Origin of the sequence: Leptolyngbya sp. FACHB-60 (assembly GCF_014695775.1) — a bacterium.
GTDB lineage: Bacteria > Cyanobacteriota > Cyanobacteriia > Phormidesmidales > Phormidesmidaceae > Nodosilinea.
The window spans coordinates 1-19,401 of sequence record NZ_JACJOX010000005.1 but is presented as its reverse complement, the minus strand read 5'-3'; the positions used below and the strand labels follow the sequence as shown (position 1 = coordinate 19,401).

Annotated in this window: 15 protein-coding genes and 2 pseudogenes; 6 read left to right on the top strand and 11 right to left on the bottom strand. The window is 56.9% G+C overall.

Features of this window, described 5'->3' with window-relative positions:
* The 7 genes from H6F57_RS00680 to H6F57_RS00650 form a co-directional block, all read right to left on the bottom strand.
* A complete protein-coding gene (locus tag H6F57_RS00680) occupies window positions 1-1,650 on the bottom strand; it encodes an Ig-like domain-containing protein (RefSeq protein ID WP_190624653.1) in 1,650 nt (549 codons plus the stop codon).
* 2 nt (window positions 1,651-1,652) lie between these two features.
* Window positions 1,653-2,450: a TIGR03943 family protein gene (locus H6F57_RS00675; protein ID WP_190624652.1), complete on the bottom strand. Its 798-nt coding sequence runs from the start codon at window positions 2,448-2,450 to the stop codon at window positions 1,653-1,655.
* A 113-nt stretch (window positions 2,451-2,563) separates the two neighbouring features.
* On the bottom strand, window positions 2,564-3,586 hold the full coding sequence (locus H6F57_RS00670) for a permease (RefSeq protein ID WP_190624662.1): 1,023 nt from the start codon (window positions 3,584-3,586) through the stop codon (window positions 2,564-2,566).
* A gap of 222 nt (window positions 3,587-3,808) precedes the next feature.
* Window positions 3,809-3,964 (bottom strand): hypothetical protein, encoded by a 156-nt coding sequence (locus H6F57_RS00665; RefSeq protein ID WP_190624651.1) that lies wholly within the window; start codon window positions 3,962-3,964, stop codon window positions 3,809-3,811.
* Between the two features lie 10 nt (window positions 3,965-3,974).
* Window positions 3,975-5,312 (bottom strand): ferric reductase-like transmembrane domain-containing protein, encoded by a 1,338-nt coding sequence (locus tag H6F57_RS00660; RefSeq protein ID WP_190624650.1) that lies wholly within the window; start codon window positions 5,310-5,312, stop codon window positions 3,975-3,977.
* Window positions 5,313-5,482: 170 nt separating this feature from the next.
* Window positions 5,483-6,352: an aldose epimerase gene (locus H6F57_RS00655; RefSeq protein WP_190624649.1), complete on the bottom strand. Its 870-nt coding sequence runs from the start codon at window positions 6,350-6,352 to the stop codon at window positions 5,483-5,485.
* A gap of 55 nt (window positions 6,353-6,407) precedes the next feature.
* Window positions 6,408-8,819 (bottom strand): CapA family protein, encoded by a 2,412-nt coding sequence (locus H6F57_RS00650; RefSeq protein ID WP_190624648.1) that lies wholly within the window; start codon window positions 8,817-8,819, stop codon window positions 6,408-6,410.
* 251 nt (window positions 8,820-9,070) lie between these two features.
* Here H6F57_RS00650 and argF point away from each other — a divergent pair, with 251 nt between their 5' ends.
* Window positions 9,071-9,994 (top strand): ornithine carbamoyltransferase, encoded by a 924-nt coding sequence (gene argF, locus H6F57_RS00645; RefSeq protein ID WP_190624647.1) that lies wholly within the window; start codon window positions 9,071-9,073, stop codon window positions 9,992-9,994.
* Between the two features lie 119 nt (window positions 9,995-10,113).
* On the opposite strand, the pseudogene H6F57_RS00640 reads toward argF, so the two are convergent.
* Window positions 10,114-10,239: pseudogene (locus tag H6F57_RS00640) on the bottom strand (chlorophyll a/b-binding protein); the annotation flags it as partial.
* 103 nt (window positions 10,240-10,342) lie between these two features.
* Between H6F57_RS00640 and H6F57_RS00635 the strand changes: the two are divergent.
* The 3 genes from H6F57_RS00635 (at window position 10,343) to H6F57_RS00625 (ending at window position 12,963) form a co-directional block, all read left to right on the top strand.
* Window positions 10,343-11,263, top strand: coding sequence for an LD-carboxypeptidase (locus H6F57_RS00635; protein WP_190624645.1), 921 nt, complete (start codon window positions 10,343-10,345; stop codon window positions 11,261-11,263).
* Window positions 11,264-11,314: 51 nt separating this feature from the next.
* On the top strand, window positions 11,315-12,016 hold the full coding sequence (locus tag H6F57_RS00630; protein WP_190624644.1) for a rhomboid family intramembrane serine protease: 702 nt from the start codon (window positions 11,315-11,317) through the stop codon (window positions 12,014-12,016).
* A 230-nt stretch (window positions 12,017-12,246) separates the two neighbouring features.
* Complete coding sequence (locus tag H6F57_RS00625) at window positions 12,247-12,963, top strand: response regulator transcription factor (protein ID WP_190624643.1); 717 nt, start codon at window positions 12,247-12,249, stop codon at window positions 12,961-12,963.
* Here H6F57_RS00625 and H6F57_RS00620 read toward each other — a convergent pair.
* Window positions 12,960-14,201 carry a hypothetical protein gene (locus H6F57_RS00620; protein ID WP_199289454.1) on the bottom strand — a complete coding sequence of 414 codons (1,242 nt, stop codon included), beginning with the start codon at window positions 14,199-14,201 and terminating at the stop codon, window positions 12,960-12,962. The genes H6F57_RS00625 and H6F57_RS00620 overlap by 4 nt on opposite strands.
* Before the next feature lie 399 nt (window positions 14,202-14,600).
* Window positions 14,601-15,251, bottom strand: a complete 651-nt coding sequence (locus tag H6F57_RS00615) for an L-threonylcarbamoyladenylate synthase (RefSeq protein ID WP_190624642.1) — start codon at window positions 15,249-15,251, stop codon at window positions 14,601-14,603.
* 28 nt (window positions 15,252-15,279) lie between these two features.
* Here H6F57_RS00615 and larC point away from each other — a divergent pair, with 28 nt between their 5' ends.
* The gene (larC, locus tag H6F57_RS00610) at window positions 15,280-16,611 is read left to right on the top strand and encodes a nickel pincer cofactor biosynthesis protein LarC (protein WP_190624641.1); all 1,332 of its coding nucleotides are present in this window, start codon (window positions 15,280-15,282) and stop codon (window positions 16,609-16,611) included.
* Between the two features lie 9 nt (window positions 16,612-16,620).
* Here the strand turns inward: larC and H6F57_RS00605 are convergent, their stop codons facing one another.
* Entirely contained in the window at window positions 16,621-18,024 is a 1,404-nt protein-coding gene (locus H6F57_RS00605; protein WP_199289453.1) for a hypothetical protein, read from the bottom strand.
* A 1,233-nt stretch (window positions 18,025-19,257) separates the two neighbouring features.
* On the opposite strand from H6F57_RS00605, the pseudogene H6F57_RS00600 reads away from it, so the two are divergent.
* Window positions 19,258-19,401 (top strand): annotated as a pseudogene (locus H6F57_RS00600) (photosystem II q(b) protein); the annotation flags it as partial.

Sequence of the window (19,401 nt, the reverse complement as noted above, 5' to 3'; positions counted from 1 at the left end):
CTAGGGCAACCAGGTGGCTTGGAGGCCGCTAAAGGGAAACTCCTCTGGATCGGTGACGGTGGGCATGGCGATCGCGGCATCCCTAGCTGAGGCATCGCTGGAATCATTCTCGGCTGCACCTGAGGTGATGTCAGAACCTTCGGCGGATGCAGCGACATCAAGAGCGTTTGCTGGATAAACCAGAGGTAAATTCCAGATGACGGGTGCACCAGTTTCGCCCTCGGGGGTGGTTTGCCCGGCCAGGTCGAGCAGTAGCGATCGCCCGTCGGGAGCCACGCTCATGTGAATGCGCTGCTGTTGGGGTAAGCGCAACAGTGGGCTGGCCTTACCGTCAGCTAGGGTAATGGCTAGCAGCAGCGGTTGCTCAGCGTAGGCATTTTCTGATTGCAAGGTGTCAAGCTCAGGTGGGGCCTCGACTAGTTCACTGGCCAATACATAGAGCACCTGACGAGTAGGGTCAAACTGGGCATCGACGATGGCCCCGCTCACCTGCAACAGTTCCTCTTCTCGGCCCTGGTTGGTGACTAAAAACAGCGATTCGGTAAAGCGCTTCTCGGGGTCGTCCTGGTTGAAGTTGACCATGGCAGCGGCCGAGCCATTGGCGGATAGATCGAGCACTCGCCCATAGTTGGGCAAAAAGTCGAGGGGCTGACTGGGGCCGCGAGTTTTCTCGGAACCCAAATCAATGATGGCGGTGCCCTGGCCCTGGAGCAGCAGCAGCGACTGGCTGTCAGGGGCAATTAAAAAGTCGCCGCCCGGTTCGGTTTCGATCGGCTGAGGATCTGAACCCTGGCGCACAATCCAGGGGCCAAAATCGGCGGGGTTCTGCTGGTTGACTCGCTGCACCACAATGGTCTGCCCGTCGGCTGAGAGGTCAAACTTGAGGTTTTGGTAGGTGCGGTTGTCGAGCACCAGGGTGGTTTCTCCTGATGGAGCGACTTCTTTCTGAGGCCAAAGCTGCTGCCACAGAGGCGGGCGCTGGACGGCAAAGTCGATGGGCGGGCGCGGGGTGAGGCCCGTGGTGACGGTATAAATCTGCTGGTTGAGCAGGCTACCGGCCTGACTGGTGTCACTGGCTGAAAACAGCACCTTGTCGCCCAGCGAATAGGGCTTAAAGGCCATTACCGAGAGGTTTTTGGGCGTTAGAATGGTGCGCTTTTGGCTGCTCAGATCGGCCAGCACCAGACGGTTGGCTTCGTCGCCTTCGGCCCCGATATATAAAAAAGCGCGGGGGCGGGTTTCAAACTGGCTTTGGAAGGGCTCAAATCGGCTAGAGCTATCGGTGGTGGCGGCGTAGCGATCGCGCGCGCTCTTTAGGCTCACGCTAAACGATTCCCCGTAGGGCAGCGGTTCGGTCAGGGTGTAGGCCATCCGTCGCCCCGCCCAGCTCACCTTGCCCGGCAGAGGCGGGTCGAGGGTGAGGTTTTGCTCCACGCTGGCCACATCCATAGGACGGCTAAAGGTGAGCAAAAAGGCCTGGTCTTCGGCTCCTACCTGACGGTCTTGCCAGGTAAAATCACGCACTCGCGCCGTGGCGTGGTCGCCCGAGAGTATCAGCAACCCCAGGGCCAGCGAGAGACCGGCGATGATCATCGTGGCTAGGCGATCAAGGGGTTGAGAGCGAGAACGGTGAGAGCGACGACGGGCCATGGTTAATATTCGTAGGGGGTACGGGGTTCAGGGATTTCGGTCAGGGTGGGGTCGCCAATGGTGAGCTGACGTTTGCCGTCGAGGGTGCTGGTTTGCACTGCGCCCTCAATTTCAAGCCAGGTGTCGGGGGCGGGCCGGGCGGTGCCTGGGGGCAGCTCCACCGGCAGGCCGACGGGGTAGGCATCGGCGGCGCAGCAGGTGAGTACAAACCGCGAAATCATCACAAACTCATCAGGCCAGCCGGGAATATGGGTGACAAACCCGCTCACTTTGGCAATTTGGCCAGCGTAGGCGTCGGGCTCGGGGTAGACATTGAGAGTGCGCACCCAGTCGACAATGGTGCGCTCCTCAGAATCGCCACTGAGGGAAAACCGCTGAGGCCGCGATCGCGTCTGACCCAGCACATCGGTAATACCCCGCTGAAAGGCAGTCTCGCTGGCAAAGGGGCGCGGCGTGTAAATTAGCCCAAACACCGCAATGGCAATCAGCAGGCCCACGCTAAACTGCCGGGGCAGCAGTGCCATATGCTCCTGACTGCGAATGGTCTGACGGGATCCCTGGCGGTAGCTCAGCCCCACCTGCACCAGACGGCTCACCCCCATACCCAGCAGCAGCACCATGGCCAAGTGGGACAGCCACATGTAGTCGGGGTGTAGCAGCAGATAGAGCTTACCCGTCACCGTAAAGCGCAGCAGCATCAGCCCCCACAGCAGCAGCATGGCGGCATCCACCAGGGCCTGCCAGGGTAGCGATCGCCCACCCGAGGCGCGAGAACCGTTAACACGAGACGTTGAAGTCATGGGCGCTGAATCAGAGACATTCGTAAGTTATTCGAGGAAACTATCAAAGACCGGCCATTCACGACCTGTTTAACCCCCAGCCAGGGTCAAATCGCAATGGGCAAAGCTGCCGCTTAGCCGGTGTAGAGATTCATCACCAGGGTCAGCAAAAAGACCAGCTGCGCCGCCAGCACAAATAAATAGAGAATCGCTCGGCCCTTAAACACCGTCAGCAGCAGGCTGATGTTTTTCAGGTCAATCATCGGGCCAAACACCAGAAAGGCCAGCAGGGAACCGCTGGTAAAGGTGGAAGCAAAGGACAGAGCAAAAAACGAATCAACCGTCGAGCAGATCGACACCACCCAGGCTAGGGCCATCATCGCCACAATCGAGGTGACTGGTCCCTGGCCCAGGCTGAGAATGACCTCGCGGGGGATAGCGACTTGAACGAAGGCGGCGATCGCACTGCCGATTACCAGCACCGCACCCAACTCCCGCAGCTCCAGCACCATGTTGTCAACCATCATCCGCAGCCGGGTAGCCATGGGCGGCGCGGCAACAGCGACCTGGGCCAACACCTGAGCAGGCGGGGCATCAAGCTGTAGCACCTGCCCCGGCGACTGCATCAGAAAGGTGCCCGATTTCAGCAGCGGTGAAATCTCTGCCGCCGCTGGGACTGGTATGGCGGGCTCAGGCTCCCCCATCATGCGGGTGAGGCTGTCTTGCAAAAAGGGGCGCACATCGGCCTGGGCGCTAAAGATCAGAGCGATGGTGACCGCCACCACCAGGGTAAAACCCACCCGCAGAAATACAATTTCGGGCTGGTCGCGAAAGGCAATCCAGGTAGCCCAAAACACCACTGGGTTGACCGTGGGGGCAGCCAGCAAAAACCCGATCGCCACCGCTGTTGGTGCGCCCTTAGTCAACAGCCGCCGCGCCACCGGAATGTTGCCACACTCGCAAACCGGAAACAGAAAGCCAATTAAGCTGCCCGCCAGCGCCGCCAGCACCACGTTTTTAGGAATCAGCGTCAGCAGCTTTTGCTCATCGACAAACAGCAGCAGCACGCTGGAAAATATTACCCCCAGCAGCAGAAAGGGCATGGCCTCGACCAGCAAGCTAAAAAATAGCGTAATGCCGTTGTTGAGTTGGGTCATAGAACCAGCCATAGGCAGAAAAAGTGTTCTGGCAGGTAGTCAACCCCCAGGCAGAAGCACATTTTAGCGGATCTTGTTGCCCCCTGCCTGGACATGGGGATCATGATCCAACGCCACTATAATGCCCTAATCAGCCTGCGTACCGCACCCCTGGACTGTCCACAGCACCGCAATTGGGGCACCGTAACGACAACGGTTGGCGCTATGCGCTATGTCTCAGCGCTAGGGATAAGCGCCAGAAGTCCGTAGCCATGTTCTGGTGGACGATTGCCCTGCTTCCTCAAAAGGGCGGGTTTGCAACCAGCCAAAGAAGGCCCCTGCCCCCACTAAAATCAGCGTAGTGCCGACTACAATTTGCAGCATGATACTGTAGCGCATAGGTCTTTACTTAGGCCAGGTTAAAGTGCTCCATGTGGACGTGGGTAACGGGCACGTCCAGGTCAAATAGGGCCGACTCTACAGCGTCCATCATTACCGGAGCGGCGCAGATAAAATACTGGCGACTGCCCCGATGGTGGGGAATATACTGCTTCAGAAGATCTTGATCCACATAGCCTGTCGCGCCCTCCCAGCCGTCGTGTCCCTTTCGTAGGACGTAGACGATGGTTAGATCCAGCTTGTCTTGCATCGCCTCCAGTTCTTCCCTGTAGGTTACGTCATCCCACGATGCGGCGGCATAGAGCAGCTGGAAGGAGCGGTTGTCTTTGCGGGCGATCGCCGTTTGCAACATGCTGTACATGGGCGTAATGCCGATGCCCCCGGCAATCAGCACAAAACCTGAGCTGTCCCTATAGCGCTCGGTGGTAAAAACGCCGTAGGGGCCGTCTAAGTAGGCTTTTGTGCCTGGCTTAATGTCCTTGATGCGGCGGGTGAAGTCGCCCAAGGCCTTAATGCCAAACTCAATGCGATCGCTCTGATCGGCACAGGACGACATCGAAAACGGGTGCTCCCGCATATGCACTGGGTGCACGCCCAAAGTGAGCCAGGCAAACTGCCCCGGCTCAAAGGTAAACCCATCGTGCCCCTGGGGGCGCAGTGCCAGGGTATACACATTCCCTCGCTGGGGAAGTACTTCCTCCACCAGGTAGGGTTTCTTCGTCATCATCCAGGGCTTCACCAGCCGCACGTAGACGATCAGCCACAGCGCCGCCAGCACCAGCCCCGACCACAGCACCACCTTCCAAAACAGGCTCAGGTAGTTGCCCACCAGCAACCCATGGCCAAAGCCAAAGCCCACCGCTACCACCGCTAAAACGCTGTGCAGCAACCGCCACGGCTCGTAGGGAATCTTCAGCGGTTTTCGCCAAATGGTTGTCACCACCATAACCAAAAAGGCCAGGGTGCCAATGGTGGCCAGCTGCGCTCGTAGGGGAGCCTCGAAAAAATTCAGCAGCGATCGGGTGTCGGGCTCCACCACAAACAACAGGAGCGGGTGAGCCACCACGATAAAAAACGCTGCCAGGGAGGTAAAACGGTGAAACTGGATCAGAATGTCGATGCCGTAGGATGTTTCAATGCGGTTGACTCGGGCAGTGAGCACAAACTGAAGCACCATCATCGCCAGGCCGATAAAGCCCAAGGCCACCGAAAACTCGACCCAAAAATTCCGGTTCACAGGGGCAGGGTGTAGTAGCGCCACCGCTAGGGGAAATAGGCAGATCAGCACGTAGGCCACAATCCACAGGGTCGCCACCGCGATCGGGTTGCGCATCAGCAGTCTTTGCATAGCTCACCTTGAAGATGGCTGAGGCTTGCTCGCGCCCCATTCGGCAGAACTATGCCGACGGTCAGATATTACCAGCGCTTTCTAGGAAAACTCTCTGCCTATCGAGACGTTTTGCGACAGTTTACAGAAACGCTACTGCCATACGCACGGTGGTTTCTAAAGTCTGCAGTTTACAGAAACGCTACTGCCATACGCACGGTGGTTTCTAAAGTCTGCTGCGGCTCAATAATCAGTAGATTTTCCCCCGTGTTGAGAGAATTGCGGGGAGCGGTCCAGGGCTCTAGGCAGTAATAGTCTTTGCCCTTCACCGTCCAAAACACTAGCTTGCTGTAATCGGCACTCCAGGACAGGGTGAGTCGTCGCCCCAGGTAGTGGTCAGTGACGGTCGCCGCCGGAGCTGTGAGATTTTGGAAGGCCAGATCAATCTCGGCCTGGCCAAAGTCAAAGTTGCCCCCAAAGCTCTCAACTTCGCCTGTGAGGTGGTTGCGGAACTCCGTGGAGGGTATTTCAAACTCCAGCTGAGATTTATCTTCGACCAAAAAATAAGGATGCAGCCCGGTACAAAAGGGCATGGGCTGGTCTGCAAGGTTGGTGAACCGCTGCTGCAACTCTAGAATATGACCCCGCAGCTTAAACGTGAAGGCCAGCTTGAACGCAAAAGGATATTGTGCCAGGGTGGCTTCACTGCTAGTCAGCCCTAGGGTGAGGCTAGCGGATTCAGTCACATCCTGCTGGGTGACCTGCCACGGCAAGTCGCGGGCAAAGCCGTGCTGCTTTAGGCCGTAGGTTTGACCATCTATCTCGTACTGGTTATCCGGCAGGTTGCCGCAGATGGGGAACAGAATGGGAATGCCGCCCCGTACCGATAGCTCAGGGTTGGCGAAGCGATCGCCATCAAAGTAAAATATATCCTGCCCCTCCACCTGCCAGCGGGTGGCAATGCCGCCGCGATCGGGCACCACCTCTAGCCGAGTGTCGGTATCAGTATCCGACAGCACGTAGGTGGGGTAGGGGTCTGCTTTTTGGGCAACGGCAAACACGGGGCACCTCAGCGGCACAATGCCTAGACGTTACCACAGCTCTTTGCCGTTGGGGCTACTCACCTGGGCTAGGTATGGGGGTCTCGGGTATGGTATCGGCCCAGGTTTCGGCCTCAGCGTCATCCGCTAAAGCGGCGGGCTGGGGCGCAACCAGCGGTACTGTTGCCACTGGCTCGACCTTGATCTGAACTGGAGCAGGCAACGGCACAGGAACTTCACTGGGGCTATTCCCGGAGGGAGATTGGGATTGAACCGGCTCACGAGTACTTTGCGAAGTGCCACCACTGCGTTCGGGTGGCACGGGCTTAAACTCCTGCTGCTCTGGTGAGACCTTAGGTCCCCACTCCTCTAAGTCGCCATCAAACTCGACCTCCATCTCTAGCGGTTCCGGTGCGGCAGGAGAGGGCTGCTCTGCCCCCGGAATCGCCGCAGGCTCATCTACAGAGCCGGTGGGCTCACTACTGTCCTCAACAGCCTCAGGGGTATTCGAGCCAGGCGTAGGAATTGCCGAATCTTCTAAGGTGTCTTCGGACTCGGTTTCCTCCTCCAGTCTATCTTTTGACTCAGGCGTCGGTTCGGCCTCCAGATCTACCGGCAGAATGTCCTCGGCATCGGGCGATACGAAGGGGCTGCTGGGGTCGCTGACCGTTTCTGGCGGTGCTTCTTGGGCTTTAAGGTCAAGCACAACGGGTGACTTGAGCGGTTTGTCAAACTGCGACGATGCCTGTTCAATGCGCTGGAGCACCTGCTGACTGTCGTTGCCGCTGAGGGTTTTGGGATGAGAGTCTTGCACTCGCACCGGCACCAGTTCAACCCGCATCTGGTCGTCTTTGAGCGCGACCTTGAGCACCGCTGAATCCTGGTTTTCGACGGGTTCGTCAGGTCGAAACACAAAGTCGCCCAGGGAGTAGGCAATGGGCCGCCCCTTATAGATTTCTCCCCCCTGAATCACGGTGGGATGGTAACCCACCACCACATCGGCACCCTGGTCAATGGCCAGGCGGGCTAAGTTGGTCTGCATAAAGTTGGGCTGCTCGCTGAGGTGGTCAACCCAGCGAAAGTTCACTACAATCCAGTCCACTTCGTCCCGCAGGGCCTGAATGTCGGCAACGATTTCGGGCATGTTTTGCGCGTTGAACCCGGCCCTGTCTTTGAAGGCCGTGGCGGCTTTAAAGGTCTCGACTTCTTTGGCGATCGCCTTGTCGCTGGCCCCAGCGCGCTCTTTGAGCACGTCGGTATCGTGGGCCGCGTTGTTACCCCCCATGGCGTAGCTCAGGTAGGCAATGCGCTTACCCTTGACATCGAGCACCTCTGGGCGGCGGGCTTCGAGAGCGTTGCGTCCGGCCCCAATGCGGTAAAGCCCCTTGCTATCCAGAGTGGTGAGAGTTTCGTTGAGGCCTTCGGCACCGTAGTCCATCAGGCTGCTGTGGGTGAGGTTGACAACGTCTACGCCGCTGTTCACCAGCAAATCGACGGCATCGGTGCGGGTCTGATGTCGGAGCCCCTCTTGAAGGTTGGTGGCTGCTGTGGCTAGGGGAGTGGCCAAATTCACCAGGGCTAAATCAGCCTGGTCATACTCGGCAACGTCAGCAAAAAACCCGCCAGGAGCCGTAAGACTGTCTGGAGCAATGTCATCTAAAGAGATATCGCCGCCGAACAGTAGGGTGACGTCATCGGTCGGAGCAGGCGTGACAGCTTGATGGGTAATCACACCCACGGGCTCAAGGGCAGTATCGACTACCGTAGGCCGATTGCCATTGGCACCAGCTGAATTTCTTCCTGGAGCAGAGACGGGCCTCGCCTCGCCGGAATCCCTGAGGGCGACGGGTGCTACCGGAGCAGCGCCTTGATCTAACTCTGTCTCAGTCAGCACCTCGCTCTGGGCCGAAAACTGAGGCAACGATGGTGACGGTGCAGAAATAATCACTTCGAGCAGACAGCCCATAACGAAGGCGGCGACTGCCGACCCCGACAGCACAAAGGCGCGTAGGGTTTGTAAACGCTGTCGCGACAGCGTTTTGGCCGGACGCGGCGGCCGAATTTTGGGTGGCATCGCCAAGGCAGCCTGGCGCTGGGCCTGAACCTTGAGCCTGCTTTGGCGGCGCTTCAGGGCTGGGGTGACGATCCTGACGCGCTGCTGCCAAAGCACGCGGCGGTGCCCTAAGGGGCGAGCAATCACCCAAATCCCTTCGATCAGTTCTGAGTTGAGCAGCCACACGCGGTGACACAAAAACCGCAGCAGGCGGTCTTTAACCGGCGGCTGCCGAAATTCCACCACTAGCTGTAGACAGCCGGGGCGATCGGCCTGCACCTGCACAAAAATGCCGTGAGGGGTTAAGGGTTGGTTGAGCCACAGGGCAATGTCGCGAAAGTAACCTGCTGCCGCCCGTTCTTTCACTGAGGGCGGCTGAAGCAAGGGCCCCTGGGGCAACACCTGTGGCTGAGGAGGGATAACCGCGCTAATCATAATTGTGCAGGGGTAACAAGGTGGCAAATGAAAAGCGATAGATCGTTCCCTAAAACCCTGCGGCTAAAGGGCGAAACTACCACAGCAAATGCGATGCCCCAATGATAGTGCAGACTTAAAGGGGCGACACATTTGCACTGAGATAGCCTTGGCGACTCCGCCCCGGTGGCGATCTTTTGCCCCTGCCGATACAGACCAGAAAGAGGCTTCCCCATAATCTGCTAGTGTCTTATTTTTACGAATGCTTGCCCATGTCCACACCACCCCTGAGCGGGCGCGACCTGCTAAGCCTGAGCGATTTAAGTGTCGATGAGCTGCTAGAACTTTTGACTTTTGCCACTGAGCTGAAGGTTGGTAAACACCATCCTCAATTTCCTCAGAAGGTGCTAGGTCTCCTGTTTCGCAAAGCGTCGACCCGCACCCGTGTCAGCTTTTCGGTGGCCATGTATCAGCTGGGTGGACAGGTGCTCGATCTACATTCTGGGGTGACCCAGGTGAGCCGGGGTGAACCCACCAGTGATACAGCCCGAGTGCTCGATCGCTACCTAGATGTCGTGGCTATTCGCACCTTTGACCAAGCTGAAATTCAAGAATTTGCCGACTACGCCTCGATTCCGGTGATCAACGCCCTGACCGATCTAGAACATCCCTGCCAGATTTTGGCTGACCTGCTGACGATTCAAGAAGAGTTTGGCAGTCTGAAGGGTCTAACCCTGACTTACCTGGGTGACGGCAACAACGTCGCCCATTCGCTACTGTTAGGCTGCGCCATGGTGGGGATGAACGTGCACATCGCCGGGCCGGAGGGCTATGCCCCAGACCCGACCATTGTGGAGCAGGCCAACCAGCTTATGCAGGGGAATGGCCAGGTGCTCGTCACCACTGACCCCGAGGTCGCCGTCAAAGATGCCCAGGTGCTCTACACCGATGTCTGGGCCAGCATGGGGCAGGAGTCTGAGGCGGGCCAGCGCCTGCCAATTTTTCAGCCTTACCAGGTCAATGATGCGCTGCTGGAAAAAGCTAGCCCCGAGGCGATCGTGCTGCACTGCCTGCCGGCCCACCGGGGAGAAGAAATTACCCACGAGGTGATGGAAGGTGCCGCCTCTCGGGTTTGGGATCAGGCGGAGAACCGGATGCACGCCCAAAAAGCGCTGCTGGCCAGTGTCCTTGGGTAGTTCTAGGGTGAAAAAGAGTGGTTTGAGGCAGCAGTAAGGTGAGAGAAATGATTAGGAGAGGGAGATGGGGAAGTTTTAGATGCTCCTATTCCCTATCTTCGTCTCTCCCTTAGTGGTGCCTAGATTAGATTCAAGAAGTGCAGCACGCCTTGGCCGCTCAGTGCCTCAATCACAATGGCTAAGATAAAGCCCAGCATGGCCATCCGTCCGTTAAGGCTTTCGGCAGCAGAGGTAAAGCCCCACTCGCGGGTTTCAGATGGATTAGGGGGTTTGGCCATAGATTTCTTTTGTAACACTTTATTAAGCATTATAGCGAGTTAGTTATGGAGTGCCGGGGTGAGTCAAGGGATGTCCGCGGGTGATGGGTTGAGGGCATGGCGCTATCCGCCGCCGCTAAAGCCAGGCGATCGCCTGCGGGTAATTGCCCCCAGTGGTGCCCTGCGAGAGTTAGAGAGCTTTAACCAGGGAGTAGAGATCTGGCGCAGCTGGGGATTTGGGGTAGATGTTAGTCCTGGCGCCAGGGAGCAGTGGGGGTACTTGGCTGGGACAGATGATAACCGCCGCCACCAGTTGGGCCATGCCCTGGCCGACCCAACCTATAAAGGCATTCTTTGCGCTCGGGGGGGCTATGGGGGCACTCGGCTGCTAGAGGGTTGGCAGTGGCCAGAGGCGATGCCGCCCAAGTGGTTGATTGGCTTTTCTGACATCACCAGCCTGCTGTGGAGCCTGGGCAAGCAAGGGATAGTCGGCGTGCACGGGCCGCTGCTAACCACCCTGGCGGCGGAGCCCGAGTGGTCGCAGCAGCGGCTCAAAAATTTGGTGATGGGCCATGGGTTGCCCGCGCTGCATGGCGAAGGATGGAGCCAGGGCATTGCAGAGGGACGGTTGTGGCCCGCTAACCTGACAGTGGCGACCCATCTGCTGGGCACGGCTCACGAGCCCGATCTCACTGGCGCAATTTTGGCTTTTGAAGATGTCACCGAGGCGCCCTACCGCATCGATCGCATGCTGACCCACTGGCGTCTGGCGGGCAAGCTTTTCCAGGTTAAAGGCGTCGCGCTAGGGCGGTTTAGCCGCTGCGAGCCGCCCGATGGCGTGCCCAGTTTTGCGGTGGCCGAGGTGCTGCGCGATCGCCTCGGCGATCTGGGCATTCCGGTGGTGGCTAATTTGCCCTTTGGCCACGACGGCGACAATGCCGCTCTGCCAGTGGGCGCAATGGCTCGCCTAGACGGCGGCGCAGGCCGCCTCGAAATTCTGCCAACGGTTTAGGTGTTTACCGTCTGGGCGTCTTTAGAATGAAGTCACGTTTTAGGTACAGCCGTGGTTCCTCTTCGTGATGACAACCCCACCAGCATTACTCCCGTAGTTACCTACGGATTGATCGGAATCAATATTGCCGTATTTGTGTTTCAGCTCAGTCTGTCGCAGGAGGGTATCGACGGCTTCTTTGACGCCTGGGCACTGGTGCCGGCCCAGCTGACTGAAAGTTTTCAAGGGGCGCTCCAGGCACCAATTTATGAGTGGATTACCCTAATCTCCTCTCAGTTTCTCCACGGGGGCTTTTTTCACATTGGGGGCAACCTGCTCTATTTATGGGTGTTTGGCAACAATATTGAAGACCGTCTGGGCCATGTCAAATTCTTAATTTTTTATCTGGGTTGTGGGGCGTTGGCGGGGCTGGCCCAGTGGATTTTTGATCCCTCCTCGGCGGTGCCAACTATTGGGGCTAGTGGGGCGATCGCCGGGGTGATGGGGGCCTACATTTTGCGGTTTCCCCAAGCCCGAATTGTTACCCTAATTCCGCTCATCATCTTTTTCACTACCGTTCGGATTCCGGCGGTTTTTTTCTTGGGATTTTGGTTTGTGCAGCAAGCGCTGCTTAGCATCGCCAGCCTCGGCAGTGACATGAGCTCGGGTGGCGGTGTGGCCTACTGGGCTCACTCCGGGGGGTTTGTGTTTGGGCTGATTTTGGGCCCACTGCTGGGCCTGATGGGCGGCAAGGCGCGATCGCCGCGTCGATAGCCGTGATTTCACTGATGCCCAACGACTCAAACTGTGGCGGCGGGCTGCTGGGGTGGTAACTTCACAAAGTTCTCGAGTAAGCTAGGGAATTATTTGTGAGTTTATTACTGATGCCGCACAGCGGGCTTGAAAAGCACTAAAAGGGCATTGGGCACCACGGCTGGTGAACTTGCCCTTCGAGGGTTCCTGACCATTATCCTGATTAGCCAACTTTATAGAAAGGTACGACTATGGCGGAAGCCAAGATCCTCGTTGTCGATGACGACCCCGCAATTCGCAACCTGATTCATCGGTTCCTGGCCAAGCAGGACTATGAAATGGAGTCGGCAGAGGACGGTAAGAAGGCTCTGGCGGTGTTTGAGCAGTTTACCCCTGACCTGGTCATTCTTGACCTCAACCTGCCCGACACCAACGGCTACGACCTGTGTAAAGAGATGCAGTCGCGGACCGGAGTGTTTGTGCTCATGCTCACGAGCCGCACCGACGAGTCGGATAAAATTCGAGGATTTAACGAAGGGGCCGATGACTATCTGACTAAGCCCTTTAGCCTCGGCGAGCTAGAGGTGCGAGTAGGCGCTATTCTCAAGCGCCAGCGCCCGGTCACGGCGGCAGAACAGCAGTGTCTAACCTTCAACAGTCTGGCCATTGACCCCGTGCGGCGAGAGGTGATGCTCAACGACGAAATGGTACCGCTGACGGCGCTGGAGTTTGACCTGCTACACTTTTTGGCCAGTCATCCCGGACGCGTGTGGCGGCGGGCAGAGCTGATTCAAAAGGTTTGGGACTATGACTACGTCGGCGATCAGCGGGTGGTGGATGTGCATGTCGGCCAGATTCGCAAAAAAATTGAGAAAGACACGACCCAACCGGCGCTGATTCAAACGGTGCGGGGTGTGGGCTACAAATTTGAGCCGCCGGGCATGGGGGAAGAGGCGATCGCAGGCTAGCCCGCCTCCGCCCCTCGCACCTGGTTGCGAAAGGTCCAGGCCAGCTTGAGCACCTTGGTCCAGTTGCGCTGCACTTTTTTCGGCGTCCAGCCCAGGGTGTGGGCGATCGCCTCATCCGTCAGGGCGGCGTTGCCGATCTGCTGCTGTTTGAGGTCGAGAAACCGGCAGTAGTCGGAGGGTAAGGTAGTCAAAAAGTTGCCCCACTCTGTCGGCGTCATCCCTAACCGCGCCTCGAGGTTGGCCCCGAGCCACTGGTGCACCAGCTGCCACTCGTGCTGCTGAGAAAATTTCTCAACGTGGTACTTAAAGCGCTGCTGGAGATAGTCCCGCTCCCGGGTCGAAAGACCTAAAATATCGTCGATTTCGGCGGCGGAGCAGTCCTTCAGCTTGAGCACCAGGTAGTCGACGCAGGCGGTCTGATTTTGGTCTTTGAGATACTGCATCAGGGCATTGATGACGCGATCGCGCATGACTCCGTCGCCGGGGTCATCGACCTCGGCCATCATTTTTTCGCGCACCTGCTGCACCACCGAACTGCGGGCGTGGCTTTCGGCAGCTTCAGTCTTGGCTCCCTCGCTGACTAGAGCCATGTCTACCGAGGTTTCGGCGGGCTGACGACGGCTAAAGGCTTGGGCGCGCAGCACAATCAGCTGCTGGCTGCCCCCCCGCAGATTGATGCGCCGTTTGGCATACTGCTCGCTAAACGCCATATACTCCGCCAACTCCAACCGGGTGCGGGGAGTATAGGTCGCCGGCAGCTCATGCTCGCGCCGAAAGGCGTTGAGCACTTCAATATAGAAAATCTGCATGAAATCTTCGAGCAGGGCATAGCGCCCCTTAAATCCCAGATTACTGCCGTGGGGAGCCACATGGCGGTAGACAATGGCGCTGAGACTGCTGTGCAGCTCTACCCGGCCCCGATGAGAGCCCATGTCGTAGTAAGCCAGGCATTTGCTCACTCGATGGCGCACTAGGGCCATCTGCCAGTGGCTGACATCTCCTGAGGACTGAATGCGATCGCTCATGGCGCAGATGCGCTCAATCTCTGCTGTGAGCCGCTGCATTACCCCGTCTATGCCCCCCAGCCGGCGCTGGAGGTGAGTCATAAACAGCTCTTCTACCAGGGTGGCAATGGGGGCCGTGTCATTAGCATCGAACTGGGGCAACGGTTCTGGAGGCTGTGGCGTAGTCCCAGGGGACAATGGGGGCATGGCTAAGCAAGTAGATGCGGTCTTCATAGTTACCCAATCCTAACAACGACACTGAAATCGGGAAGGGCCAGCCGGGACACTCAGTAAACTGGTGAATTCCGGGTGGGCTGTTATGTACCTCCGCTTCAGTCGCTGGGATTTCCCAAGGCATGTGCCAGCACTCAAAGCTGCCCGCCTTTGCCGTAGGCCAGTCGCCGTAGGTTTGCCCAGCCGACTATTCCAGGGAAATACCCTGCCTGCTATGAATTATCGTTGCTGAAAAGTCTTGTTCTGAAGTAGTCTCAGCATCCGTCGTAGCCATTCAGACCGTCGATTGCAAGTCTCATGAAAGCAAGCGATCGCGATCAAAGCTGTGTGCCTAGGATTTGCCGATCGACGTGCCAGTTGCCCAGTTGCCCCCATTGGTGGTGACCCAGTCAGCGGCAATTACACCGGCTGAGCCCCCCACTCTAAAGCGGTCTCCCACCCCAGACCCTTGCGAATCATCAGGGGATTCTCCCCCTCCACATCCAGAATGGTCGAGACTTCGTAGGCCAGGGGGCGATCGTCGTCGATCACGATGTCCACCAATTTCTCGAGGGTGTCAAACATCGTCATTTTGTCCAGGGGAAGTCCTTTGGTCGCCTCTGGCAGCAGTGTCAGAGCTGAAGTCGAAATAATTGGATTTTGCAGCGTTTCTACCAAAGCCAGGCAAATGGCATGGTCGGGCACCCGAATGCCCGTAGTGCGCCGCTTGGGGTTCATCACTAGGCGGGGCACCTGGCGAGTGGCGGGCAGCAAAAACGTAAACGGCCCCGGAATCAATCGCTTAATCAGGCGGTAGGCACCATCGCTAACGATCGCATAATCGGCAATATTCGATAGCGAGGCGCAGAGAAAGGTGAGGGGTTTGTCGTTGGCCAACTGCTTGATCTGGCGCACCCGCTGCACCGCCCCGCGATGGTTGAGGTCACAGCCAATGGCGTAAACTGTGTCGGTGGGGTAAAGGGCTACTGCCCCCTGCCGCAGCGCCGAGACAATAGCTTCTACTTTGCGGCTCTGCGGGTTGTCAGGATGTAGTTTATAGGTTGTTGCCATTGCCCCTGTCCCCGCTGCGGTTGCTCTGTTGAAAACCCTAGCTTACCTCGATTGCCCCTCGGGCATTGCTGGCGATATGTGCCTGGCCGCCTTGCTAGACGCTGGCGTGCCGCTGTCGTACTTACATACCCAGCTAGCTACTCTGGGTCTGAGCCACGAATTTACCCTCACCGTGACGCCAACCCATCGTCAGGGGTTGCGGGCGCTCCACGCTGAGGTCGCGCTGACCTTACCCCCAGGGCAGCATTGCCACGGAGACCATCCCCACCACGCGGTGGCTACCGAGCACGACCAGAGTTCTGGAGCGGCGATCGCAGCCTCAACTGCCACTCGCAATCTGCCTGCGATCGAACAGCTCATCACCCAAGCCGCCCTGCCCGATCGCGCCCAGCGCTGGAGCCTAGCCGTGTTTCGTCGCCTGGCCGAGGCCGAAGCAGCCGTCCACGGCATTGCCGTAGACCAGGTGCATTTCCATGAAGTCGGCGCGACCGATGCCATCGTGGATATTGTCGGCACTTGCCTGGGCCTCGACTACCTGGGAGTTGAGCAGCTGTTCTGTTCGCCCCTGCCCACCGGGCGGGGACGGGTGCGAGCCGCCCACGGCTGGCTGCCCGTCCCTGCCCCCGCCGTCCTCAAGCTGCTAGAACAGCGCCAGGTGCCGATTTACAGCAACGGCCTGGATGGGGAACTGGTGACCCCGACCGGAGCAGCGATCGTCACTGCCCTGGCTGAATCCTTCGGCGACCCCCCGACTATGACCCTACGCAGCACCGGGCTAGGGGCCGGGAAAAAAGATCTGCCCGTTGCCAACGTGCTGCGCCTGTGGATTGGGGAGGCGGCTGACTGTACCACCGCTGCTACTGGGGTGGTACAGTCAGCCCCAGCCGGGGTTCCCTACGATTCCGACACTGTTACCCTGCTTGAAACCCAGGTCGACGATCTAGTGCCCCAGGCCGTAGGCTACCTCTACGATCGCCTCTTAGCAGCCGGTGCCCTAGATCTATTCACCCAACCCGTAGCGATGAAAAAATCTCGGCCTGGGCTACTCATTACGGTGCTTTGCCGCCCTGAGGACGAACCTCACTGCACAGACATTTTGTTTGCCGAAACCTCTACCCTGGGCATTCGCCGTCAAACTCAGCAGCGGTGGGTGCTGCCCCGCTACACAGAAACCCTTGAGACTACCTACGGCCCAGTGGCTCTAAAACTGGCTTACCATCCCCACACCCAAGCAGTGCTCAATGTCCATCCAGAGTACGAAGACTGTGCTGCCCTGGCCCACCGTCACAACGTTCCTTGGCGGACGGTCCATCAGACAGCACTCAGCTTATGGTACCAACAGGCTGATAAGGGGCGCTAATCCAGGGGCCTAAGTCTGCTTATCAGGGTTTAGCGCGTCTATTTCCTCTTCACTAAAGTGGTCTTCCTTCCCCGCCGCCAGGTCAGCACTTGCCAATACACCAGGATGCACTTGATTCAGCTTTTGGGAAAAAATTCTGAAGGCGTCTAGCCCCTGACGTTCAGCGAGAAACAGGGCTTCTGGCCTTGGGTCACGCTGGGTCACCTTTACCAAGTTGTACTCTGTGTTATCGCCATAGATGGCAAACGTAATTTGGAACACCTCCAAAAAATTAATTACCCACTGACATTCGCTCCGGGGGAACTGCTCGTAGTAGCGAATCAAACTGGCAATTCTTGTTTCCATATAGGGGAGAGTCTGACGCGAAACCAGCACCAGCTTAAGCAAAATAATCGCTAGGGTGAGGGCATTGCCCTGGGATAATATCATCGAAAATAATGGCGACGGCTGTTCTTGATCCTCCGTCATTAAATAGTCAACGACCCGATTGCTCGTGCGCAGCACTAACGACGCGTCCCAGGGCTCATAGTTAGACTCCCTATAGAGTTTGTCTAGCCGTATATCTAGCTGCTCCTGAATCTGCTTAGAGATCGGGTTACCGCTGACGGTATAGAGCAAATAGCGAGTCAGACTTTTCTTAAAATCACCGTAGCTACTCTCTTTAATTTGTTCTAAAAACAAGCGCGCTAAGTTTTTATAGCTAAAGTCACCCCGCCTAGCCACAATTGCCTTGACCAGGCGCAGGGCGCTGTCTCCCAACGCTGTGGGGTTGGTGACTGGGCGATCGCGAATTTGTCCCGACTGGCTATGGGCTGTATACATAGCCAGGTCAAACTTAAACTTGTCTTTCAATCGGCGAGAGAGGGCACGAGCGGCCTGGCGCTGCTCGATAGGATTATTTTCGTTGACGTACTGGGGTACCAGCAGGTACGGAGTATAGCGAGCGGTCCAATCATCGGGGCGGTTTAAGGTGCGCTCCTCAGTGTAGCGAGCCGCAAACAGCCTGAGCCCCTCAAAATCCTCGCTCTCAAGAAACCGGATAAGCCAGTGTCGCAGCCGCTTAAGGGTCGGCGATAGGGTGCGACGCTGGATTAGCGGATCAGAGAACAGGTCAACTAGATCCTGAATTGCGTCAAACTGACGAGCAACTTCCCAGTTGTTGACGAGAATGTAGCAGCAGCGCTTAATGGTGTTGCGAAACTCTAGTTCGTTATTGGCAAACAATATGACGTGCAGCGCTGGCAGCGTTTGAGAGCTAACCGAATCAGTGTGATGGACGAAAAGATGACGGAACTCCTCTAAAACGTCTTGAGGATGCCAAATTTTTACGATTTCTAACAGGAAATCGTAAATGACCTGCTGTGCTTGAGCCAGCGATAACCCAGGTCGAGCCCCATACTCGTTTGACTCCATTGAGGGATATCTAGACACGGCTTCCCGAGACATTGGTTGGTAGATTCGACCCATGATTACCGGAAGTAGTTTGGCAAGCGACCGGAGTCAGCTGTTTGCAGAACAGCAAACAGCGCTTACTAGAGTGCTACCGTTAAACTCTCTAGACTCTGATAGTCAAAGCACTGGCTAAACCTACCTCTTGGCAGGTCTAGCTACAGACTAAATGCTTAAACAATCCAAATCCGATGAATTCCAGACCAAATGAACCCGATGGTAGATGCATGTCTTGGTGTTGTGCCTTCAACGTCAGCTAGCCCTCTACAGGAGAACATAGCTATTCGCGTAGCAATTAAGATACCTAGAGATCTTAAGTAACACCCACAGATCATTTGTGTAAAGTAACACAGCACAATACTGTCTTTAGTCTAACCAGCTATTGTGCCTAGTTGTAACCAGAACATATTCCGCTGACCTTTAAACGGAGAGCTGGCAAACAATTTGAAGTCTTCAACCTATGCCGGGCAAGTAACGCCATAACTTTTTAGGATAGCTACTCGGCTTGGTGATAGTGGAACGGGATTCCACAGGGAAACTTTAGAAGAATATTACAAGCATTATGGCCCGTTGGATCATAGTCCAACTGGCGAGCACATTGGCTCCTAGCTTAAGTAAAGCTTTGCTTCGCTACTAAAATATGGTATGGGGGCGGAGGGGCTCGAACCCTCACGACCGTTTAAGGTCAACGGATTTTCATTCTCCCGCAGCTTTCGCTGCTGCCTGGCGTAGGTAAACCCGAACCAGGTTTTGAGAATTGGACCCTCCCTTTACCCTCGACTAAACGTTAGGGTAGCTCCCGTCGGGCCTCTGCACCTTCCGGCGGATTGCGCCGGCTTGGCTCAGGATTGCCATGTCTAGCATCGGAACAAGGCTAAAGCCGTTACCCGAATCTAAAGTTAGGTTTCCCTGAGTTTGAGAGCTTCCACTTAGCAGATTTCTCCGCTAAGGCTCAGTTTTCTAAGTCCGTAGCGTCTACCATTCCGCCACGCCCCCAGAATTGTCCTAGCTGAGTGCAGGACAATGCAGACTCTATTGCACCACCAACTGCACGGGATTGCAACTCCCCTATCTCTCCAAGGGCTCAACCAGTTATTTTCCGCTCGCTTTTATTTAGGGATGTGTGCTAATGTAACGGCTAGCTAAGGCAACAACTTAGCAACATATTTAAGTAACATTTACCTGGACTAATACATCATGACCACGACTCTACAGCGGCGCGAGAGCGCCTCCCTGTGGGAGCAGTTTTGCCAGTGGGTGACCAGCACCGAGAACCGCCTGTATGTGGGCTGGTTCGGCGTACTGATGATCCCCACCCTGCTTGCTGCCACCGCTTGCTTC